This is a genomic window from Hoeflea marina, from assembly GCF_003182275.1.
Classification (GTDB): Bacteria; Pseudomonadota; Alphaproteobacteria; order Rhizobiales; family Rhizobiaceae; genus Hoeflea; species Hoeflea marina.
Genome location: NZ_QGTR01000007.1, coordinates 178,028 through 199,314, shown reverse-complemented (window position 1 = coordinate 199,314; position 21,287 = coordinate 178,028). Strand labels below are relative to the sequence as shown.

Sequence of the window (21,287 nt, the reverse complement as noted above, 5' to 3'; positions counted from 1 at the left end):
GCGTCGATCTGGAGTGCCCGGTGTCCGGAAGGCATCGGGTCCGACACCGGCGGGGCGTGGGCGACCATGCCAATTCCATCCCCGGTTACACCATTGCGGGCTGGTCCCGCGCGCCCCGCATTCCGTCCGCCTCGGCGGAGGGAAGCATTGAATGCCCAGACCGTCGATGGCCCGAGCCATGCGCGGATTTTCGGCGTGGGCGGGGCCGCGCGCACGATGCCATTCTCCCCCCATGTGGCGGGGTCCGCAGGACGGGCGAGACCCGTGGCTCGCCCCGTCACCGAAGGTGACAGAGGGGGGTAAGCGACCACGAACACTTCGCCATCCGACACTGTTGAACCCGCCCCCCCCTGTCGGCTGGCGCCGACATCTCCCCCGCAAGGGGGAGAATGGGCCTGCCTCCCCAGCCGCGGCGCCAGCCGAAGCCAGACTGCCGGCACACCCGCACACGCCCAAAAACTGCCGATGTGCGCCTTGCACCCGAAAACGAGCGGTGTAAGGTCCCGGAAAATCCGCTGCAGACTTCACCCCGACGAATGGAAACGACAATGCCGGCATTCAAGACACTCGACGACCTCGGCGACCTCTCGGGCAAGCGCGTGCTGGTCCGGGTCGACCTCAACGTCCCCGTCAAGGATGGCAAGGTCACCGACGCGACCCGGATCGAGCGCGTTGCCCCCACCCTGCAGGAACTGTCCGGCAAGGGCGCCCGCGTCATCCTGCTGGCGCATTTCGGCCGGCCCAAGGGCAAGCCCACCGAAGGCATGTCGCTGCGGCCCATCGTCGGCACTGTGGAAGCCGTTCTCGATCACCGCGTGCATTTCGCCGCCGACTGCGTCGGAGAGGCGGCGAAGGCCGCCGTGGACGCAATGGTCGACGGCGACATCCTGGTGCTGGAGAACACGCGCTTCCATGCCGGCGAGGAGTCCAACGATCCGGCCTTCGCAAGCGCGCTTGCCGCCAATGGCGACATCTATGTCAACGACGCCTTCTCGGCGGCACACCGCGCCCATGCCTCCACCGAGGGGCTCGCCCGCCTGCTGCCGGCCTATGCCGGGCGGACCATGCAGGCGGAACTGGTGGCGCTCGAGAAGGGGCTGGGCAATCCCGCCCGTCCTGTCGTGGCCATTGTCGGCGGTGCAAAGGTCTCCTCCAAGATCGACCTCTTGAAGAACCTCGTCGGCAAGGTCGATGCGCTGGTCATCGGCGGCGGCATGGCCAACACCTTCCTGGCCGCCCGCGGCATCGATGTCGGCAGGTCGTTGTGCGAGCATGACCTGGCCGGCACCGTCCGCGAGATCGAGGCCGCCGCCCTGGCGTCGGGCTGCGCCATCGTGCTGCCGGTCGACGGCGTCGTGGCCCGCGAGTTCAAGGCCGACGCGGAGAACGAGACCATCGACGTCGACGCCATCCCGGCCGACGCGATGATGCTCGATGTCGGGCCGAAGTCGATCGAATCGGTCAATGCCTGGATTTCCAAGGCCGACACGCTGGTCTGGAACGGGCCGCTCGGCGCCTTCGAGATCAGCCCGTTCGACCGCGCCACGGTGGCCGCCGCCCGCCACGCTGCCCTGCGCACCGGCGAGGGCCTGCTGGTCTCGGTGGCGGGCGGCGGCGACACCGTCTCCGCCCTCAACCATGCCGGCGTCGCCGATGATTTCACCTATGTCTCCACTGCCGGCGGTGCATTCCTCGAATGGATGGAAGGCAAGCCGCTGCCGGGCGTCGACGCGCTCAAGGGGTGATCCCGGCCGGATCCGGCGAGGAGAACCGTCCGTGTGCCCGCGTCGGGATCGTTGCGCCAGTCACCACATCAACGGCGTCCCGCGCGGTCATCAGCTCGCGCGGGGCCCGCGCCGCTCCGATCGCCGGATGCGCCAAAGCCGGTCCTAAAGTCGCCGCGGACACCGACGCGCATTCAAACGATTGAATTTTTTTCAATCGATTCAAGCCGCTTGGCCCTATTCTCATTGCGCTGCAGCATCTGTTAAAGCAGCCCCAGGATGCAGCAAACCGAGGTGAAGGCATGATGAACGCGACCATGGCGCAACAGATGACGAACAAGGACGGCTTCATCGCCGCCCTCGACCAGTCGGGCGGCTCGACGCCCAAGGCGCTGAAACTCTACGGCGTGTCGGAGGATGCCTATTCCAATGACGCGGAGATGTTCGCCGCCATCCACGCCATGCGCGCCCGCATCATCAAGTCCCCTGCCTTCACCGGCGCGAAGGTGATCGGCGCGATCCTGTTCGAACGCACCATGGATGGCGAGATCGACGGCATGCCGACCGCCGACTATCTCTGGACCAAGCGCGGCATCGTGCCGTTTCTGAAGGTCGACCAGGGCCTGATGGCGGAAGAGCAGGGCGTGCAGCTGATGAAGCCGATGGGCGGCCTCGATGGGTTGCTCGAACGGGCTGTCGCCAGGAACATCTTCGGCACCAAGATGCGCTCGGTGATCAATGTCGCCGACAAGGACGGGATCGAGGCGATCGTCGCCCAGCAGTTCGAGATCGGACGACAGATCCTCGGGCATGGGCTGATGCCGATCCTGGAGCCGGAAGTGAACATCCGGATCACCGACAAGGCCGAAGCCGAAGAGCTGCTGCTGGCGGCGATCCGCCGCCACCTCGACGCGGCGCCCGCCGGCCAGCGGATCATGGTCAAGCTGTCGCTGCCGACGGTCGCCAATCTCTACAAGCCGCTGGTCGACGATCCGCGCATCATGCGCGTGGTGGCCCTATCGGGCGGCTATTCGCGCGATGAGGCCAACAGCCTGCTCCGCATCAATGACGGTGTTATCGCCTCGTTCTCGCGTGCCCTGACCGAGGGCCTGTCGCACGACCAGAGCGATGCCGAATTCGACGCGACGCTTGCGGCGACGATCGACAGCATCTTCGAGGCGTGCCGCGCACGCTGAGCGGACATCGCCGAAACCGCCTTCGTTCAACCCGCCGCGGCAATGCGGCGGGTTGCTTTTCATGGTGATCGTATAGTCTAAGGCGTGATGTTTCAGACCGGAGCTAAGACAGGCGCCATGAACCTCTTTTCCGCCTCCCTGCTCAGCTGGCTGCTGCTGCCCGTCGCCGCCATCCAGGCCGTTGGCGTGCGCCGCAGGACGAAGCGCCTGCCGCCGCCGCGCGGCCGCCATTCCGGACAGATCGGCAGCGGCCCGCCGGCGTGGAACATCCTGGTTCTCGGTGATTCGTCGGCGGCCGGCGTCGGCGCCGGGCGGGTCGAGGACACGCTCGGGCCCGGACTGGCCCGCCACATTCACGCCCGCACCGGCGACAGTGTCGGCTGGCGCAATGCCGGGGCCAACTCGGCCATCGCCGCGCAGGTCCGCGACCACGTACTTCCCCACATCGAGGAACGGGGTTTCACCCATGTGGTGCTCGCCGTCGGCACCAACGACATGAAGAACTTCCGGACCAAGTCGCAGTTCAAGCGGGGTTTCGGGGGACTGCTCTATGCCACCCATGCGCGCTGGCCGGAGGCGACCATCATCTGGTCCCCGATCGTCGACATGCGGCGTGTGCCCGCCCTGCCGCCGGCGCTGGCCTTCATCCTGTCGCTGCGCGCCCGGATCATCAACGCCACGGGACTGGCGCTCTGCGCCGAACGCCATGCGATTGCCGCCGAACCGCTTCCGCTCAACGGCACGCTGGGCTTTGCCAGCGACGGATTTCATGCCGATGCGCCCGGCTACGCCCACTGGGCCGACCATGTCGGGGCGATCATCCTGGACGCACCACCACCGCCACCATCATCGACACGATGAGGATCATGGCGATCTTCCAGGCGTCGCGACGGCGCCTCAGGCCCGGCAGGCCGATGGGCTTGATCAGGTGCAGGACCATGGTGATCACCACCAGAAGCCCCAATAGCTTGACCATGCGCGCACCACCCGTTCAACAAGCCGCCTGAAGTCGCGATCGCCGCACCCGGATCGCGGCAATCTCCGCGTGGCGGACCGCCCTGCATTACCGGAGTGATCGGGCCGCGGCCAGCCCTGTTGTCGCCCTATTTGCCGCCTACCGCCATCTTCTCTTTGTCGCGCTGGGTGTTTCCGGTTAGGCTCACATATCCACCGTCAGAAAATGAGCCCATGCGCCGAAATCTCCTCCCGATCATCGCCCTGCTTCTCGGCACGGCATTTCTCCTCGCCGGCAACGGCCTGCACGGCCTGCTTCTGCCGATGCGGGGATCCGAGGAAGGATTCTCGTCCAACGAACTGGGCCTGCTCGGCACGGCCTGGGCAACGGGTTTCGTCCTCGGCTGCCTGTTTTCGCAGCGCCTCGTGCGCCGCATCGGCCATGTCCGCGCCTTCTCCGCCTTCGCGGCGATGATCGCCATCATCGCGCTGCTCACCGGCATGATCATCGATCCCTGGGCCTGGATCGTCCTGCGCGTCATCACCGGATTCTCGATCGCTGCGGCCTTCATGATCATCGAGAGCTGGCTCAACGAGCGCGCCACCAACGAGACCCGCGGCATCATCTTCTCGCTCTACATGACGGTCACCTATGTGGCCATTGTCTTCGGCCAGATGAGCATCGTCTTCGGCGACATCACCACGCCCATGCTGTTCATGGCGTCGGGGGTTCTATATTGCCTCGCGCTGCTTCCGACCGCCGTATCGACCGCCTCGAGTCCGGCGCCGCTCAAGGAAATCAGGCCCGACCTCAAGGCGATCTACCGCAATTCGCCGGTCTCGTTCATCGGCATGCTGCTCATCGGGATTGCCAACGGCGCCTTCGGGACCCTGGCGCCGGTCTTCGCCAACAAGGTGGGACTGGCGACGGGAACCATCGCCGTGATGATGTCGGTGACGATCTTTTCCGGCGCGCTGATGCAATTGCCGGCCGGGCGCATGTCCGACCGCATGGACCGGCGCTACGTTCTCGCCGCCCTGGCCGCCATAGCCGGCTTCGCCGGCCTTGCCATCCTGATCGGCGCGCCGTCCGACATCGGCATCCTCTTCGGGCTGATCGCGCTGTACGGCGCCATGTCCTACACGCTCTATTCCATCGTCGTGGCCCACGCCAACGACTTTGCCGCCTCCGATCAGTTCGTGACGATCTCCAGCGGCCTGCTGCTGCTTTACGGCATCGGCACCATCATCGGACCGACGCTCGGCGGCCTGGCCATGGCGGGCGACCATCCCTATCGGCTCTTCGCCATCACGGCGATCGCCCATCTGGGCGTGGCCGGCTACGCCGTGTTCCGCTCGCGCCGTCGCGCCGCCGTTCCCATCGGCGAACGCGAGGTCTTCTCGTCCGTGCCGGGATCGCGCAACGCGACGCCGGCCTCCATCGAACTGGACCCGCGCGCCAGCAGCGACGGCTGACCCGGCCGGTCAGCCGACCTCGATGACGATCTTTCCGATATGGGCGCCATCCTCGATGCGCGAATGCGCCGCCGGCCCCTGGTCGAGCGAATAGATCGAATCCATCACCGGCAGGATCTTGCGGTCCTTGAACAGCGGCCAGACGCGGCTGCGCAATTCGGCGGCAATCCCGGCCTTGAAGTCGGGACTGCGCGCTCTGAGCGTCGAGCCGGTGTGGGTCAGCCGCTTGGTCATCAGCAGGGACAGATCCACCTCCGTCTTTCGCCCGGTCAGAAAGGCGATCTGCACGATCCGCCCGTCGATGGAAGCTGCCTGGTAGTTCCGGTTGACGTAGTCGCCTCCGACCATGTCGAGGATCAGGTTCACGCCGGCGCCGTCGGTTGCGTCCCCGACCGCGGCGACGAAATCCTGGTCCCGGTAGTTGATCACCACATCGGCGCCCAGCGCCCGCATCGCCTCGCATTTCGCGTCCGAACCCGCGGTGGCAAGCACTCTGGCCCCGAAGCTCTTTGCCAGCTGGATTGCCGTGGTGCCGATTCCCGAGGTGCCGCCGTGCACCAGAAAGCTCTCGCCGGACTTCAGTCCGCCCCGCTGGAACACATTGTGCCAGACGGTGAAGAAGGTTTCCGGAACTGCGGCCGCTTCGTTCATCGTCAGGCCGCCGGGGACCGGCAGCGCACTGCCCTGGTCCAGCACGCAGTATTCGGCATAGCCCCCGCCCGGCACCAGCCCGCAGACCAGATCACCGATCGAAAAGCCGCTGACGCGGCTGCCGAGGCCAACCACCTCGCCGGCGATCTCCAGCCCCGGGATGTCGGAGGCGCCCGGCGGAGGCGGATAGAACCCCTGCCGCTGCAGGCAATCCGGACGGTTCACGCCCGCAGCCCTGACCCGGACCAGCAAGTCGCCCGGCTTCGCCTCGGGCATCGGACGGTCCACCACCGCCAGCACTTCCGGCCCGCCCGGCTCCCTGATTTCGATCGCGCGCATGACTGAATCCTCTCATGGTGTCGCGCCGAACCGGCGCAAGGGCCGGCAGCCGGCCGGACCCCGGCAGGACCGCCGGGCTTTGCCAACACATAAGGTCGGGGTAAGCTGTCGGCAATGCTCGAGCGACGGGAGATGACGATGCTGTTTGATGATGACCGGCCGAAGCCGAAACCAGTGCACGAGATCGGCTGCGATCTGACCCTGCTGTCGGCAGGCGAACTGTCACAGCGGATCGATCTGCTGAAGGTGGAGATCGAGCGACTGGACTCCGAGCGGCAGGCCAAGACGGCCAGCCGGGGCGCTGCTGAAGGCTTTTTCAGGCAGAAATAGAGGAAATCGGGCGATTTCCTGTAGTCTTTCCTGGCTTTATTAACCATTGATTAAGCATTCGCGTCCTAATCTGGGATATCCAGTTGATCTGGATTCGCAGATTGACCCCTTGTCATTCTGTTTTACGCCTCCCTGTTAAACTCTTGAGAGCCGCCTCCGCGGCTCTTTTTTTGTTCCGGATGTCGAAAGTTCGGACCCGGTGGCAACCGTTTGCCGGCCTGTGTCGATCCAAAGCTTGCAGTCCCCCTTGGCATTAACCCTTTTTTAAGAATACACTTGCTGCTCGCTGCCTGGCGAGCCAATGTGAAATGGCAATACGGCGCCAGAGCCCCTATGCAGTTTCGGTTCAAGAATGTATTTCGTAATCAGGATCCCGGCCCATGTCTGAGACCAAGCGCAACACCATCAGCCTCGCCGATCACATGGCCAATTCGGGCCAGTTCAAGGCCTTGTATGCCGAGGGCATGGGGCTGGTGGAGGAAACCGCGAGCTATCTCGACTCCACCGGCCGCACCGTGTCCAAGACGCTGCCGCGGATGGCCGCCGTGCTCTATGCCGCCGAATCCATGCGCCTGACCACCCGCCTCATGCAGATGGCATCCTGGCTGCTGTTGCAGCGCGCCGTCAACAATGGCGAGATGAGCCGCGACCAGGTGATGGCGGAGAAGAACAAGGTCCGCCTCGACGGCTTCAACTGCGACCGGTCCGCTGCCGGCTGGACGGATCTGCCGGAAGCCTTCCGCGACCTGGTCGAGCGTTCGCTTCGGCTGCAGAACCGTGTCGCCATTCTGGACCGCGAAATCTACCGCCCGGACGAAAGCGCCAGCATCAAGCCCGACAACGAGAACGCCGTCCAGGCCCAGCAGCAGTTGCTGCAGACGGTCTTCGGCAAGCGCTGAACCGGGTGCCGGGACTGCCGGCCCCCGCAGACGACAGATGACGGTTGTCAGGATGACTTGTCCGGCATGTCCCAGCGATGTGCCGGATTTTCGTTGTGCGCTGGGCATCGATGAGTCGGGGGATGCCCGGACATGTCGGGGGTGCTCGATGCACGGGCCGCGGACCGAGCATTTGCCGACGGCCGCTCTCCCCCATCGTCGGCATCCGGTGCCGTCAAACGGAAAAACCCGCGACGTGCGCGGGTTTTCCTGTGCGATGCAGATCCGATCAGGAGAGGCTGAGGCCTTCGAAACGCTTCTTGAACTTCGAAAGGCGGCCGCCGCGGTCCAGCATGTGCTGGTTGCCGCCGGTCCATGCCGGATGCGACTTGGGGTCGATTTCCAGGTTCATGGTTTCGCCTTCCGAACCCCAGGTCGACTGGGTCACGTATTCGGTACCATCGGTCATGACCACTTTGATCATGTGGTAGTCGGGATGGATGTCTGCCTTCATCGGTCTGTCCTGACGGTTATGGCCCATGCACTGCAATGAACTGCGGCAATTTGGCCTGACGCATGATAGAAGCCGTAGTCCGGGTGGGCCACGGCTTCCCAATTCGATGGCGAGCCTATACAGGATGGCTTTCGTGATAACAAGGGCCGCATCGGATTTTGCGCGGCCCGACGAACCATTTTGCCAGGAGATCGAGTGCCCGATATCATTGAAGAGCCGGTCCCGACATCCAGGTCGGTGCGTCCCCTCAAGCGGCTGATCCCCTATGTCAGGCGCTATCCGCATCTGGTCATCGGCGCCGTCGTGTTTCTGTCGCTGGCAGCCGTCACAACTCTGACGCTGCCGACCGCCGTCAGGCGCATGATCGACAACGGATTTTCCGGCCAGGACGCGGGCTTCATCAACACCTATTTCTCGATGCTGTTCGCCATCGCAGCCATTCTGGCCGTGGCCAGCGCCTGCCGCTACTATTTCGTCATCACGCTTGGCGAACGGGTCGTCGCCGACATCAGGCGGGATGTCTTCGCCCATGTCACCGGCCTGTCCGCTTCGTTCTATGACGCCAACAGGTCGGGCGAGATCATTTCGCGGCTGACCGCCGACACCACGCAGATCAAGTCGGCTGTCGGCGCCACCACTTCGGTTGCGCTGCGCAATCTCATTCTCTGCCTGGGCGCCGGGGTGATGATGTTCATCACCTCTCCGAAGCTCTCGGGACTGGTGCTGGCCGCCATCCCGCTGATCGTCTTCCCGATGGTGGGCTTCGGCCGCAAGGTGCGCCGCCGCTCCCGCCTGGCCCAGGACACCCTGGCCGAGGCCATGACATTTGCCGGCGAGGCGATCGCCGCAACCCGCACGCTGCAGGCCTTCAACACCGAGAAGGCCGCCCGGTCGCGCTTCTCCCATGCCGTCGACGCGGCCTTCGACGCGGCCCGCAGTTCGATCCTTGCCCGGTCGATCCTGACCGGCTTTGCCATCGCCATGGCGTTCGGCAGCGTGGTTGCGGTGCTCTGGTACGGCGCCCAGTCGGTTCTGACCGGCGACCTGTCGCCGGGACGGCTGGGGCAGTTCCTGCTCTATTCCGTGTTTGCCGCCGGCAGCCTGGGAGCCCTCTCCGAGGTGTGGGGTGAGCTGTCCCAGGCCGCAGGCGCCGCCGAGCGGCTGGGCGAGCTCCTCGACGAGGTGCCGCAGATCCGCGCGCCTGCCAGCCCCGTGGCGATGCCGCTGCCGCCGCGCGGCGATATCCGCTTCGATCATGTCCGCTTCTCCTATCCGGCGCGGCCGGAGATGCCGACCCTGCGGAATCTGGATTTTCACGTCCGCCCGGGCGAAACGGTGGCCATTGTCGGCCCGTCAGGCGCCGGCAAGAGCACCCTGTTCGCGCTCATCCTCCGGTTCTATGACGCCGGGTCCGGCCATGTGCTGGTCGATGGGATCGATGTGCGCAAGGCCGATCCGTCGGAGGTGCGCGCCCGCATCGCGGTGGTGCCGCAGGACGTGACCATCTTCGCAGGCAGCGTCGGCGACAACATCGCCTATGGCCGTATCGGCGCCACCCGGGCCGAAATCGAGGCGGCCGCCCGGGCCGCGCAGGCCCACGACTTCATCCTGGCTCTCGACCACGGCTACGACACCGCCGTCGGCGAGCGCGGCGTCACCCTCTCGGGCGGCCAGCGCCAGCGCGTGGCAATCGCCCGCGCCATCCTGCGCGACGCGCCGATCCTGCTGCTCGATGAAGCCACGTCGGCGCTCGACGCGGAAAACGAGACGCTGGTGCAGAAGGCGCTCGAGGGGCTGATGACCGACCGCACCACCATCGTCATCGCCCACCGGCTGGCCACCGTGCTGAAGGCCGACCGCATCCTGGTCATGGACAAGGGCGCCATCGTCGAGGAAGGCACGCACGCCTCCCTGGTCGCCAGGAACGGCCTTTATGCGAAACTGGCGCGGCTGCAGTTCGAACTCGGCGCCGAGGCGCTGTCGCTCGGCATGGCGAAATAGCCGCCTCGCGCCGGATCCGCCCGGCTGCGACGGCCGGGCCGGCGGCTTGTATCTGCAAAATAATTTGGCAAACGATGCTGACACCCATTGTCACAATCTTGTGATCCGGCGCAAATCAGGCTATTCAAAAGTAAGAGACTGGGTGCGACGCCGGGACGGGAACCTTGAGGCGCGCGCATCGCAGTCGCTTCTGGGAAGTTCACACAATGCGAGATAACGCGGAGTGGCGAACCCTGCTTCTGGCGGGCGTTTGTTATGCTGTGTGGTTGGCCTTGACGTTTGGTCTGCGCGACCTTCCGTTTGCTGCACAGGTTCTTTTGCTGATACCGGTCATCACCCTTCACTCGTCGCTGCAGCATGAAGTCCTGCACGGTCATCCGTTCCGCAACCAGATGCTCAACGATCTGATGATGACGCCGCCCATCGGCATCCTGGTGCCTTACCAGCGTTTCAAGGCCTGCCACCTGGCGCACCACATCAACGAGACCATCACCGACCCCTATGACGATCCGGAGAGCTACTATCTGGATCCCGAGGTCTGGAACCGGAAATCCGCCTGGCTCAAGGCGCTGCTGACGCTCAACAACACGCTTGTCGGCCGCGTCACCCTGGGCCCGGCGCTGGCCACCATCGGCTTCGCGCGCGCCGAATGGAGCAAGATCCGCGCCGGCGACAGGCAACTCGGCGGCATCTGGGTGCGCCACCTGGCCGGCGTCAGCCTGATCCTGGTCCTGATCAGCCGCTTCGGCAGCCTCAGCGCCGCGGGCTATTTCATGGCCGCCTATTTCGGCATGGGCCTGTTGATGGTCCGCTCCTTCCTCGAGCACCAGGCGGTCGACAAGACCAATGCGCGCTCGGTGATCATCGAGACCCGCGGTCCGCTGGCGATGCTGTTCCTCAACAACAACCTGCATTCCGTCCACCATGCCTATCCGTCGCTCGCCTGGTACCGGCTGCCCGCCTTCTTCCAGCTCAACCGCGACCGCTTCATGCGGATGAACGGCGGCTATAGGTTCCGCAGCTATTTCGAGGTCTTCCGCCGCTACGCGCTCACCCCGAAGGAGCCGGTTGCCTGGCCTCTCGACCGAGCCAGGCTGCGCCGCCGCCGCGACCAGCCGTGAGCCGCCGCAGCCCCGAGGCGCCGCCGCTGCGTGCCTCGCTGCCGATGTACGACTGGCCGGAGCTTCAGGACGCCAATGACCGGCTTTGGCAGGCAATCGGCTATTATCTGCGCGACCGCGGCATCGACGCGCCGCCCCGGCTCAGCCGCGACTCCGATCCCGAAGCCGAATGGCTCCATCCGGACCTGCTGATGTCGCAGACCTGCGGCCGGCCCTACGCCACGGCGCTGATGGGCGAGGTGGCGCTGGTCGGAGTTCCGTCCCATGCGGCCACCGGCGCCGCACCGGGCCGCTATTTCAGCGTGCTGGTGACGCGCTCGGGAGAAGGCATCAGCTCTCTTGCGGACGTGACAGACCGGCGCCTCGCCTACAATGCGCGCAACTCCCAGTCCGGTTATGCCTCGGCGCTGCGGATGATGATCGCGGAAGGGGTGCGGTCGCTCCCCGAGCCCCTGGAAACCGGCGCCCACCGCGCATCCATCCGCGCCGTGGCAGAGGGTCGCGCCGACTGGGCCGCCATCGATGCGGTGACATGGCAACTGGCGCTTCGCCACGAGCCGGCGACATCCGGCCTGGCGGTGTTCGCCCGCACGCCGGAGACTGCGGCCCTGCCGGTGATCACCAGGCTCTCCCGCGCCGGCCACGTCCGGGCGATGGCCGAGGCCTGGCGAACCGCCATCGCAGCCCTGCCCGCGGCAGACCGCGACGCACTGCTGCTCACCGGCTTCGAGGAGGCGACGCCGGACGACTACCGTCCGCTCGCGGCCGCTTTCGATCCGCGCCGCGCCCTGCCGGGCCTGCCCGACTGATAGACGCCGGCGCATCGGAAGGATCAGCGTTCGGTGAGCTTGAGTTCGATGCGGCGGTTGGTGGCGCGCGCCTCGTCGCTGTCGCCCTCGGCGATCGGCTGGAACTCGCCGAAACCTGCGGCGACCAGACGATTGGCGGGCACGCCTTCCGAGATCAGATACTTGACCACCGACGTGGCGCGCGCCGTCGACAGTTCCCAGTTGTCCGCATAGCGGCCGCTTCCCGACAACGGCACATTGTCGGTGTGGCCGTCGACACGCAGCACCCAGTTGATCTCGTCGGGAATTTCGCGCGCCAGTTCCTTGATCGCCGTCGCCAGCTGCGTCATGGCCGTCTGGCCGGCCGGATTGAGCACATTGCCGCCCGAGGGAAACAACACCTCGGACTGGAACACGAAGCGGTCGCCGACGACGCGGACGTCTTCGCGGCCGGACAGAATTTCACGCAGCCTGCCAAAGAAATCCGACCGGTAGCGGTTGAGTTCCTGGACCCGCTGGGCGAGCGCCACATTGAGGCGTTTGCCGAGATCGGCGATCCTGGCCTGGGCTTCGGTGTCCTTGCTCTCGGAGAGTTCCAGCGCGCCTTCCAGGGAAGCCAGCTGGCTGCGCAGCGCGGCGATCTGCTGGTTGAGAAGTTCGACCTGGCTCAAGGCCCGTCTCGAAACCTGCCGCTCGGTGTCGAGCGAATCCGACAATTCGCCGATCTTCGACTGCGCCGCCTCGGTCGCGCCGGAGCCGCTGGACAAGAGTTCCTGCAGACGCGAGCGCTCGGTTTCGGAATCCGACAGCGAGGCCTGCAGATTTGCCAGCGTATCCTCGAGATCCTGCTTGCCCGACCGCTCCAGCGCCAGCAGCTGTGTCAGCTCGTTGATCTGGCCGTTGAGCCGGTTGAGGACCTCGTCACGGCCGCTGATTTCACGGCTGAGGAAGAACTGCGCCAGCACGAACACGGTGAGCAGGAACATGATCGCCAGCAACAGCGTCGACAACGCATCGACGAAGCCGGGCCAGTAATCGATACCGCGTTCCCTGCGGCGGTTTCGTGCCAGCGCCATTCCTCAGTGCTTTCCCACGGAGTCGGAAAGCTTGTCGAGCGTTTCGCGCAGCGATTTGGCCTCCACCTGCTGGGCCTCGATCCAGTCGCGCAGCATCTGTTGTTCGTTGCGCATGTTCTTGACCAGGCCCTGGATTCCTTCCGCCAGATTGGCCATCGCCTGGGTGGTGCGCTGTGTTGCGCCGCCATCCTGCGCCAGCGTCCGCATCCTCTCCGACATCAGCCTGATTTCCTCGCTGGTGCCATCCGACACGCCCGCAGCGCCCACGTCGGAATCCACGTCCGTGACGGTGGACAGCCAGTTTTCAAGTTCAGTGTAGAAGCGGTTCTGCGCCTTGCCGGCCTGCAGGTCCAGAAAGCCGAGCACCAGCGATCCGGAGAGACCGAACAGCGATGACGAAAAGGCCGTGCCCATGCCGGCCAGCGGCGCCGACAGGCCGCTCTTCAGCGTCGAGAGCACGTCCTCGGTGCCGCCCGTTCCCGGATCGAGCGACTGGATGACCGCATTGATCGAACTGATCGTGCCCAGCAATCCCCAGAAGGTGCCGAGCAGGCCCAGAAAAACCAGCAGCCCGATAAGGTAGCGCGAGGTGTCCCGGGATTCGTCAAGCCGCATGGCGATCGAATCAAGGATCGAGCGCAGCGACGAGGTCGACAGCGCCATTTCCTGGCGTTTGCCGATCAGCGCCCGCATCGGCGCCAGCAGGACCGGCTCGCGACCGACCTTGTCGGCATTGCCGGCGGCGCGGAACGAATTGACCCATCGGACTTCCGGCCGGAGCCGGATGACCTGGGTGAACACCAGCAGGATGCCGACGGCCAGAACGCCCAGGATAAGCCCGTTGAGGCCGGGATTGGAGATGAAGGCGGTGTGGATCTGCCGGTACAGGATGGCGGCGATGAAGCCGGTGATGATCAGGAAGATCAGCATGCTCCAGAAGAAAACCAGCGGGCTCGACAGCTTGTGGGGATCGGCTCCGCTTCCGTCTTCCGAGATTCCCCACCCAGACAATGTCAGTTTTGCCATGCTTGTTCCGTTCCAAATCATCGGGTCTGCGCGGAGACTACCCGAAACCGGTACGCAATTGAAAGCGATGACTTGCGGCGAAATTTCGACGTCTTGATCAGGCCGGCTTGATCGGCCGCTGCAGCAGTTCCATCAGGCCCTTGAGAATCTGCTCGTTGCCGGCCGCGATCGACTTGGTCTCGAGCATCTGCGTGCCGCCCGCCATGTCCGACACGTAGCCGCCTGCCTCCCGGATCAGCACGATTCCGGCGGCCATGTCCCAGGGCTGCAGCGGGCGTTCCCAGAAACCGTCGAAACGACCCGCGGCCACATAGGCCAGATCCAGTGCCGCCGCACCCATCCGCCGCACGCCGGCGCATTCGCCCATGACATTGCGCAGTTCCACCAGATAGGTGCCGTGATGGCCATGACCGAGATGCGGCACGCCGGTGCCGATGACGGCGTCCGAAATTGCCTTCCGCGCCGCCACGCGCAGCCGGCGATCGTTGAGGAAGGCACCGCCGCCGCGTTCTGCGGTGAACAGTTCGTCGCTGGCCGGGTTGTAGATGACGCCGGCGACGAGTTCATTGTTGCGCTCAAGCGCCACGGAGACGGCGAACTGCGGAATGCCGTGCAGGAAATTGGTCGTGCCGTCGAGGGGATCGACGATCCAGCGGTGCGCCCCGTCCGAGCCGATGATCTCTGCGCTCTCCTCGCCAAGAAAGCCGTAGGTCGGCCGCGCCCGCATCAGTTCCGTGCGAATGATCTCCTCGGCCTTGAGGTCGGCCTGGCTGACGAAATCCGCAGGCCCCTTCATCGACACCTGCAGGTTCTGCACCTCGCCGAAATCGCGCGCCAGAGAACGGCCGGCTTTCAGCGCAGACTGCACCATCACATTGAGTAGGGCCGAACGCGCCATGGCGATTTTCCTTGAACGCCGGAGAGGGATGTCGCTCGATCCGGTCTAGTCTGAATAAGGTCGGGCAGGACCGCTATCCTGCCCGGATCGATCAGTCCGATCCTATTCCGCGCGGCGCAGATAGGTCAGTTCGTTGGTGTCGACGATCACGCGCTCGCCGGCCGAGACGAAGGGAGGCACCAGGATCCGCACGCCGTTCTCCAGGATCGCGGGCTTGTAGGACGAGGCCGCCGTCTGGCCCTTGACCACCGGGTCCGCTTCGGAGATCGTCAGCGTCACGTAGTCGGGCAGCGCGATGCCGATCGGCCGCTCTTCGTACAACTCCACCGTCACCATCATTCCGTCCTGCAGGAAGGCGCGGCGGTCGCCGACGAAATCCTTCTGCAGTTCGAGCTGTTCGTAGCTTTCGGTGTCCATGAAGACCAGAGCCTCTCCCTGTTCGTACAGGAACTGGAAGTCCTTCTGCTCGAGGCGGATGCGCTCCACCGTCTCCGAGGAGCGGAACCGTTCGTTGAGCTTGGTGCCGTCGATCAGGTTCTTGAGCTCGACCTGGTTGAAGGCGCCGCCCTTGCCGGGCTTGACGGCCTGGGTCTTGATCACTGCCCAGAGGCCGCCATTGTGTTCGAGCACGTTGCCGGGGCGAATTTCATTTCCGTTGATTTTCATGGGAGCTTTCCGCTGAAGCTTTGGGATGGGAACACGTCAGGCTCCCGCTGGCGGCCTCAAGACCACAAAAGCGGCAGGTTTTCAAGTCTCGCCGCGGTTTGTGAGGCAGCCTAATGCATGTCGCCGTTAACTGTGCAGCGGTTTCGCGATCACAACATGCACAATTTCGGGAGCAAGAGCACATAGCGCGAATCCGGATTCACGCGATCTGCCCGATGCGCAGGACGCCGCGCAGAGCGACGAAATCACTGCGGCGTGAACTTGTTGGCCGCATCGATGGCGGCCTTCTGCTCTTCGCTGGTCAGTCCCTGATAGAAATCGTCAAGGTCGCGGTCATTGTATCCGGCCCGCTTGGAGACGATGTACCACTTGGCCGCCGTGACCGGATCGCCGCGGGTCCCGATGGCATTGATGTAGAGCACGGCCAGCCGGTTCTGCGCCACCACATTGCCGCCCGCGGCCGCCACCTGCATCCAGCGGAACCCCTGTTCGTAATCCTTGGCCCCGCCGATGCCGTCGATAAGCCAGATGGCAAGGTCGAGTTGCGCCGTATCGTAGCCGGCGCGCGCGGCCTTTGCGAGCCAATCACGCGCCGCCGCCCGCTTGTCCTCGGGAATGCCGTCGGTGTTGTTGTAGATCAGCGCCAGCGCGTACTGGGCGTCGGCCACGCCCTGCTCGGCCGATTTCTCGAAATAGGGCAATGCCTGCCTGATGCCGTTCGGTCCGGGCTTGGCGGCCACCAGGCTCTGGGCGTGATTGAACTGCGCGAACGCATTGCCGGCATCGGCCGCCTTGGTCATCAGCTCGGCCGACCTGGCGGAGTCGCGCGGAACATATTTGCCCTCGAGCAGCATGATGGCATACTTGAACTGCGCGGCCGCATCGCCGGCCTCGGCCGCCTGCTTGTACCAGAAGGCGGCGTCGTCCATGTCCCGGGCCACGCCCAGTCCCTCGGCGAACAGCTCCGCTACCAGGGTCTGCGCGACCGGGTCGCCGAGTTGCGCCCTGCCCAGCGCCAGGTCCATCGCCGTCAGATAGTAGCCGCGCTGAAACGCTCCATAGGCGCGGGTGGTCGCGTCGATGTCGCCCTGCCCGGCGGAATCGTCCGGGGCGATGGCGGCGGCCTGCGGCTCACCGGCTGCCGGTGCCGCCTGCGCCTGGCCCTCGCCGCCGGCCGCGGGAGCTTCGCCCACAGCTGCCTCGGCCGCGGCCCCAAGCCTGGCGGCGGCTTCGGCGCCGATCACGGGCGTCGTCTGGGCCAGCGCCGTCGGTCCGCCCATGCCCGCCAGCACCATCGCCAGCAGCAGCGGGACGAGACGTCGCAGGACGGCGGGACACATGGGAAGAGGCTCAGTCATTGGGCGCATTATCGGTCGAACCGTGGCGCTTTTTCGTCAAGCGCCGCGTTTATTTCGGCGACGATACGGCCCGCCTCCTCGGGCGTGTCGAAGACCGCCTTGCCGAAGGCGATGAACTCTGCGCCGGTTTCCGCCATCTCCAGCGCATGCGACGGATCCGAGCCACCCATCAGCACGCAGGGTATGGCGATGATGTCCGCCCACCATTCGGCCAGGGCCAGATTCTTGGAATGCGGCTCCGGCTTGATGTCGCCGTCGAGACCGCCGAAGAAGACATAGTCGGGCTGGGATTCACCGATCGCCAGCGCCGTATGCCGGTCGCGCGCATTGCCGCCGCCGACCATGATGCCCGGCGCATAGCGCTCGACGGCTTCGGCGACAGCGGCGGCATTGCCCTCGACATGCAGCCCGTCGGCGCGCACGCGTCCGACAATGCGCGAATCCCCGGCCACCAGCACGGCGGCACCCGCGGCATGGATCACCGGCATGGCCGCCTCGCAGGCCTTCTGGAAGCTCTGCTCGTCCATCTTGCGCTGCGCCAGGATGACGGTCGCCACATCGCCGCCGGCAAGGGCCGCCTTCAGGATGCCTGCCAGTTGGTCCGCATCGGCGATATCCGGGGCGATCAGCACCAGGCGGCAACGGTTCTGATGGGTGCTCATGGTTGATCCTGTGATCTGGGGCCGGGCGCGATTGCCGAGATATGGCCAATACAATGGAAACGGGATAGACCGGCTCCACATTAGGATCAACCACCCCATGATGACCGACCCGCTGTTCTATGTTGTCGCCATTCCTGCTGTCATTCTGGTCGGTTTGTCAAAGGGCGGTTTCGGCGGCGCCATGGCCCTGCTGGGCGTTCCGCTGATGGCGCTTGCCATTCCGCCGGTCCAGGCAGCCGCGATCATGCTGCCGATTCTGGTGCTTATGGACATGGTCAGCCTGTGGAGCTGGCGCTCCCATTCCGATGCCCGGACCCTCAGGATCATGCTGCCGGGCGCGGTTGTCGGCATCGGCATCGGCTGGGCCACCGCGAGCCTGGTGACCGCGGACCTGATCAAGCTCATCGTCGGCGCCGTCGCCCTCTGGTTCGTCTGGCGCTACGTCGCGCAGCGCTATCTGGCGCGGGGCGCCGGCGAAGCGCCGCCGCGCGGCCATCAGCCGGTGCGCGGCCTGATCTGGGGGACCCTGTCGGGATTCACCAGCTTCGTCTCCCATGCCGGCGGCCCGCCCTACCAGATCTACGCCCTGCCGCTCAGGCAGGACCCGAAGACCTACACCGGTACCAGCGTGCGCTACTTCACCGTCGTCAACGCGCTCAAGCTGGCACCCTATTTCATGCTGGGCCAGTTCGATGCCGCCAATCTGAAGACGTCTCTGGCCCTGGCGCCGATTGCGCCCGTGGCGACGCTGGCCGGCGCCTTCATCGTCAGGCGCATGAAGCCGGAGATCTTCTATCCCTTCATGTATGGAATGGTGCTACTCACCGCACTCAAGCTGATCGGTGACGGACTGCGGCACGTCATGATGGGATGACATCGGCCGCCGGCGGTGATTTCATGCCGGCCAGCGCAACGGGAGGGGAACTCGATGGACAGCACCAACGCCTACGAAACCGGTCTGGACCGCAATGCGGCCAACTACCAGCCGCTGACGCCGCTGGCCCATCTCGAGCGCGCCGCCCTCATCCACCCCGATCACACCGCCATCATTCACGGCCGCCAGCGCTTCAGCTACCGGGAATTCCTCGAGCGCTCCAGGCAGCTTGGCAATGCGCTGGCAGAGATCGGCATCGGCAAGGGCGACACGGTCTCGGTGATGCTGTCCAACACCCCGGCGATGCTCGAGGCTCACCACGGCGTGCCGATGACCGGCGCCGTGCTGCACTCGATCAACACCCGGCTTGATGCGGCCGTAATCGCCTTCCAGCTCGATCATGCCGCAACCAGGGTTCTCATCGTGGACCGCGAATTCTCCCCGGTGATGGCCGAGGCGCTGAAGCTGGCGACGGTCAAGCCGCTGGTGATCGACTTCGACGATTCCGAATATCCCGACGACGCGCCGCTTCCCAAGGGTCCGCGAATCGGCACGCTCGACTTCGACGCCTTCGTTTCCGCCGCCGGCACCGATTTCGAGCGCAGCGCACCCGACGACGAATGGGATTCGATCGCGCTCAACTACACCTCCGGCACCACCGGCAACCCGAAGGGTGTCGTCTACCACCACCGCGGCGCGGCGATGATGGGCTACGCCAATGTCATCGCCTCCGGCATGGGGCGGCATCCGGTCTATCTGTGGACCCTGCCGATGTTCCATTGCAACGGCTGGTGCTTCCCCTGGACACTCGGCGTCGTCGGCGGCACCCATGTCTGCCTGCGCTGGGTCCGCGCCAGGGCCATGTATGACGCCATCGCCGATCATGGCGTCACCCATCTCTGCGGCGCCCCCATCGTGATGTCGCTCCTCATCGACGCCGCCGAGGAGGACAAGCGCGCCTTTGACCACCTCGTCACCTTCAACACCGCAGCGGCACCGCCGCCGGAATCCGTGCTCGCCGGCATGGCCGAAGCCGGCTTCCAGGTCGTCCATCTCTACGGCCTCACCGAGACCTACGGCCCCGCCGTGGTCAACGAGTGGAAAACCGGCTGGGACGCGCTCGAATCGGGTCCGCGAACCACCATGAAGGCGCGCCAGGGCGTGCGCTATCCCGCCCTCGAAAATCTCTCCGTGATGGACCCCGAGACGATGCAGCCGGTGCTGGCCGATGGCCAGACCATCGGAGAGGTGATGTTCCGCGGCAACATCGTCATGAAGGGCTATCTCAAGAACAGGGAGGCGACCGAGGAGGCCTTCCGCGGCGGCTGGTTCCATTCCGGCGATCTCGGCGTCATGCACCCGGACGGCTATCTGCAGCTCAAGGACCGCTCCAAGGACATCATCATCTCCGGCGGCGAGAACATCTCCTCCATCGAGGTCGAGGACGCGCTCTACAAGCATCCCGCCATCCAGTCGGTGGCGGTCGTTGCCAGGCCGGACGACAAATGGGGCGAGACCCCCTGTGCCTTCGTCCAGCTCAAGCCGGGCAGGACGCTGACCGAGGCGGAGGTGATCGCCCATTGCCGGACTCTGCTGGCACGGTTCAAATGTCCGCGCACGGTGATCTTCTGCGAGGTGCCCAAGACATCGACCGGCAAGATCCAGAAGTTCCTGCTTCGCGACGAGGCGAGGAAGCTTGGCCAGGAGTGAGGCGCCGCTCCGCCGAGCAGGGCCGTCCCGCGCATCGCAGGGACTTGCCCGTTTCGCGGGAATGACTTAGCCTCCCCGCCATGACCCTTGACGCCTTTGATGCCATTGCGGATCCAAATCGGCGCTATCTTCTCGAAGAACTGCGGCGGCGTCCTCGCACGGTCAACGAACTGGCCGAAGGTCTCACCATCAGCCGGCCCGCCGTCTCCCAGCATCTCAAGGCGCTGCTCGACAACCGCCTGGTTTCGGTGACCAGCAAGGGAACCAGGCGGGTATATTCGGTCAACACCGACGGCTTCATGCGGCTCAATCTGTGGCTCGACCAGTTCTGGTCGTGAACCGACTGAATCAGGACGGGCGCGGCTTGAAAGCCGCGCCCGTCTCAAATTGACGTCACATGAGTGTCATGCGGAATTGCTAATGCGTCGAATGGGTCGAGCGCAATCGCTCGATCTCATCCTTGAGGCGCAGCTTGCGGCGCTTGATGTCAACGATGGCTTCGTCATGGACCGACGGTTGACCGGCCACCGAACGGAGTTCGGCCTCCAGGTCGCCGTGCTTCTTTTCAAGGGATGCAAGGTGTGCGTCAATCGACATGTACAGCTCCTCGTTTGAGAACCGCGCCGACGCCAGTGCACCGGTACGGCAGGTTCATGGACAGTGTGAGTGTGTCATGCATGAATCGATTTGTCGAAGGCCAATCTTGTGAATTAGGTAACTTCCCGTTACCCCCGTTTTCATGATAGGAGCGCCCTTGATTGGGTGCAGCGTCCCTGGCGGAACCTCACCTGCATGAACGGGGAACGACGCATGCCCAACCAGGAACAGGCGGAGCTTCGAATGCTGGTGGCGCGGTTGCGCAACGAGCACGAGGATTTCGACATTGCCATCAATGCCATGATCACGGTGGGCTGCGATCAGCTCCGCGTCCAGCGAATGAAAAAGAAGAAGCTGGCGATCAAGGACAGGCTGACAGACCTGGAAGACCAGATCATTCCCGACATCATCGCCTGACCCGGAGCGCGCCGTGACCAAGACCAAGACG

General features: G+C 65.0%; 23 protein-coding genes. 13 read left to right on the top strand and 10 right to left on the bottom strand.

What is annotated here, in order from left to right:
- The first annotated feature begins 548 nt into the window (after positions 1 to 548).
- The 3 genes from DFR52_RS22545 to DFR52_RS22535 all read left to right on the top strand — a co-directional run bounded on the left by DFR52_RS22545 (position 549) and on the right by DFR52_RS22535 (position 3,781).
- On the top strand, positions 549 to 1,745 hold the full coding sequence (locus DFR52_RS22545) for a phosphoglycerate kinase (protein ID WP_110034323.1): 1,197 nt from the start codon (positions 549 to 551) through the stop codon (positions 1,743 to 1,745).
- Between the two features lie 281 nt (positions 1,746 to 2,026).
- Positions 2,027 to 2,920 carry a fructose bisphosphate aldolase gene (locus tag DFR52_RS22540; RefSeq protein WP_110034322.1) on the top strand — a complete coding sequence of 298 codons (894 nt, stop codon included), beginning with the start codon at positions 2,027 to 2,029 and terminating at the stop codon, positions 2,918 to 2,920.
- A 117-nt stretch (positions 2,921 to 3,037) separates the two neighbouring features.
- The gene (locus DFR52_RS22535; RefSeq protein WP_110034321.1) at positions 3,038 to 3,781 is read left to right on the top strand and encodes an SGNH/GDSL hydrolase family protein; all 744 of its coding nucleotides are present in this window, start codon (positions 3,038 to 3,040) and stop codon (positions 3,779 to 3,781) included.
- On the opposite strand, the gene DFR52_RS24645 is transcribed toward DFR52_RS22535, so the two are convergent.
- The gene (locus DFR52_RS24645) at positions 3,738 to 3,896 is read right to left on the bottom strand and encodes a hypothetical protein (protein ID WP_170132334.1); all 159 of its coding nucleotides are present in this window, start codon (positions 3,894 to 3,896) and stop codon (positions 3,738 to 3,740) included. The two genes, DFR52_RS22535 and DFR52_RS24645, sit on opposite strands and share 44 nt — an antisense overlap.
- A 212-nt stretch (positions 3,897 to 4,108) precedes the next feature.
- On the opposite strand from DFR52_RS24645, the gene DFR52_RS22530 reads away from it, so the two are divergent.
- Positions 4,109 to 5,350 carry an MFS transporter gene (locus DFR52_RS22530; RefSeq protein ID WP_110034320.1) on the top strand — a complete coding sequence of 414 codons (1,242 nt, stop codon included), beginning with the start codon at positions 4,109 to 4,111 and terminating at the stop codon, positions 5,348 to 5,350.
- Between the two features lie 9 nt (positions 5,351 to 5,359).
- Here DFR52_RS22530 and DFR52_RS22525 read toward each other — a convergent pair whose 3' ends face one another.
- On the bottom strand, positions 5,360 to 6,340 hold the full coding sequence (locus DFR52_RS22525) for an NAD(P)H-quinone oxidoreductase (protein ID WP_110034319.1): 981 nt from the start codon (positions 6,338 to 6,340) through the stop codon (positions 5,360 to 5,362).
- 138 nt (positions 6,341 to 6,478) lie between these two features.
- On the opposite strand from DFR52_RS22525, the gene DFR52_RS22520 reads away from it, so the two are divergent.
- Positions 6,479 to 6,670: a DUF1192 domain-containing protein gene (locus tag DFR52_RS22520; RefSeq protein ID WP_110034318.1), complete on the top strand. Its 192-nt coding sequence runs from the start codon at positions 6,479 to 6,481 to the stop codon at positions 6,668 to 6,670.
- A gap of 380 nt (positions 6,671 to 7,050) precedes the next feature.
- The gene (gene rcdA / locus DFR52_RS22515) at positions 7,051 to 7,569 is read left to right on the top strand and encodes a protease adaptor protein RcdA (RefSeq protein ID WP_110034317.1); all 519 of its coding nucleotides are present in this window, start codon (positions 7,051 to 7,053) and stop codon (positions 7,567 to 7,569) included.
- Positions 7,570 to 7,837: 268 nt separating this feature from the next.
- Here the strand turns inward: rcdA and rpmE are convergent, their stop codons facing one another.
- On the bottom strand, positions 7,838 to 8,062 hold the full coding sequence (gene rpmE / locus DFR52_RS22510) for a 50S ribosomal protein L31 (RefSeq protein ID WP_110034316.1): 225 nt from the start codon (positions 8,060 to 8,062) through the stop codon (positions 7,838 to 7,840).
- A gap of 195 nt (positions 8,063 to 8,257) precedes the next feature.
- On the opposite strand from rpmE, the gene DFR52_RS22505 reads away from it, so the two are divergent.
- The 3 genes from DFR52_RS22505 to DFR52_RS22495 all read left to right on the top strand — a co-directional run bounded on the left by DFR52_RS22505 (position 8,258) and on the right by DFR52_RS22495 (position 11,993).
- Positions 8,258 to 10,063 (top strand): ABC transporter transmembrane domain-containing protein, encoded by a 1,806-nt coding sequence (locus DFR52_RS22505; protein ID WP_110034315.1) that lies wholly within the window; start codon positions 8,258 to 8,260, stop codon positions 10,061 to 10,063.
- A 317-nt stretch (positions 10,064 to 10,380) separates the two neighbouring features.
- Positions 10,381 to 11,184: a fatty acid desaturase gene (locus DFR52_RS22500; protein ID WP_210205897.1), complete on the top strand. Its 804-nt coding sequence runs from the start codon at positions 10,381 to 10,383 to the stop codon at positions 11,182 to 11,184.
- Positions 11,181 to 11,993, top strand: coding sequence for a phosphate/phosphite/phosphonate ABC transporter substrate-binding protein (locus DFR52_RS22495; protein ID WP_110034313.1), 813 nt, complete (start codon positions 11,181 to 11,183; stop codon positions 11,991 to 11,993). Before DFR52_RS22500 ends, DFR52_RS22495 begins: the two co-directional genes overlap by 4 nt.
- A 23-nt stretch (positions 11,994 to 12,016) precedes the next feature.
- Here the strand turns inward: DFR52_RS22495 and DFR52_RS22490 are convergent, their stop codons facing one another.
- The 6 genes from DFR52_RS22490 to DFR52_RS22465 form a co-directional block, all read right to left on the bottom strand.
- The gene (locus tag DFR52_RS22490) at positions 12,017 to 13,048 is read right to left on the bottom strand and encodes a peptidoglycan -binding protein (protein WP_110034312.1); all 1,032 of its coding nucleotides are present in this window, start codon (positions 13,046 to 13,048) and stop codon (positions 12,017 to 12,019) included.
- A 3-nt stretch (positions 13,049 to 13,051) separates the two neighbouring features.
- Positions 13,052 to 14,074 (bottom strand): flagellar motor protein MotA, encoded by a 1,023-nt coding sequence (locus DFR52_RS22485; RefSeq protein ID WP_170132333.1) that lies wholly within the window; start codon positions 14,072 to 14,074, stop codon positions 13,052 to 13,054.
- A 97-nt stretch (positions 14,075 to 14,171) separates the two neighbouring features.
- Positions 14,172 to 14,972 carry an inositol monophosphatase family protein gene (locus DFR52_RS22480; protein ID WP_110034310.1) on the bottom strand — a complete coding sequence of 267 codons (801 nt, stop codon included), beginning with the start codon at positions 14,970 to 14,972 and terminating at the stop codon, positions 14,172 to 14,174.
- 102 nt (positions 14,973 to 15,074) lie between these two features.
- Positions 15,075 to 15,638, bottom strand: a complete 564-nt coding sequence (efp, locus tag DFR52_RS22475; RefSeq protein ID WP_110034309.1) for an elongation factor P — start codon at positions 15,636 to 15,638, stop codon at positions 15,075 to 15,077.
- A gap of 245 nt (positions 15,639 to 15,883) precedes the next feature.
- On the bottom strand, positions 15,884 to 16,918 hold the full coding sequence (locus tag DFR52_RS22470; protein WP_425351248.1) for a tetratricopeptide repeat protein: 1,035 nt from the start codon (positions 16,916 to 16,918) through the stop codon (positions 15,884 to 15,886).
- Positions 16,919 to 17,004: 86 nt separating this feature from the next.
- Positions 17,005 to 17,658: a thiamine phosphate synthase gene (locus tag DFR52_RS22465; protein ID WP_110034307.1), complete on the bottom strand. Its 654-nt coding sequence runs from the start codon at positions 17,656 to 17,658 to the stop codon at positions 17,005 to 17,007.
- Between the two features lie 97 nt (positions 17,659 to 17,755).
- On the opposite strand from DFR52_RS22465, the gene DFR52_RS22460 reads away from it, so the two are divergent.
- The 3 genes from DFR52_RS22460 (at position 17,756) to DFR52_RS22450 (ending at position 20,580) form a co-directional block, all read left to right on the top strand.
- Positions 17,756 to 18,532, top strand: a complete 777-nt coding sequence (locus tag DFR52_RS22460) for a sulfite exporter TauE/SafE family protein (protein WP_110034306.1) — start codon at positions 17,756 to 17,758, stop codon at positions 18,530 to 18,532.
- Between the two features lie 54 nt (positions 18,533 to 18,586).
- Positions 18,587 to 20,242, top strand: a complete 1,656-nt coding sequence (locus tag DFR52_RS22455) for an acyl-CoA synthetase (protein WP_110034305.1) — start codon at positions 18,587 to 18,589, stop codon at positions 20,240 to 20,242.
- A gap of 80 nt (positions 20,243 to 20,322) precedes the next feature.
- Positions 20,323 to 20,580 carry an ArsR/SmtB family transcription factor gene (locus tag DFR52_RS22450; protein ID WP_110034304.1) on the top strand — a complete coding sequence of 86 codons (258 nt, stop codon included), beginning with the start codon at positions 20,323 to 20,325 and terminating at the stop codon, positions 20,578 to 20,580.
- A gap of 79 nt (positions 20,581 to 20,659) precedes the next feature.
- Here the strand turns inward: DFR52_RS22450 and DFR52_RS22445 are convergent, their stop codons facing one another.
- On the bottom strand, positions 20,660 to 20,839 hold the full coding sequence (locus tag DFR52_RS22445) for a YdcH family protein (RefSeq protein ID WP_110034303.1): 180 nt from the start codon (positions 20,837 to 20,839) through the stop codon (positions 20,660 to 20,662).
- A 213-nt stretch (positions 20,840 to 21,052) separates the two neighbouring features.
- On the opposite strand from DFR52_RS22445, the gene DFR52_RS22440 reads away from it, so the two are divergent.
- Positions 21,053 to 21,256, top strand: a complete 204-nt coding sequence (locus tag DFR52_RS22440) for a YdcH family protein (protein ID WP_110034302.1) — start codon at positions 21,053 to 21,055, stop codon at positions 21,254 to 21,256.
- Positions 21,257 to 21,287 lie beyond the last annotated feature (31 nt).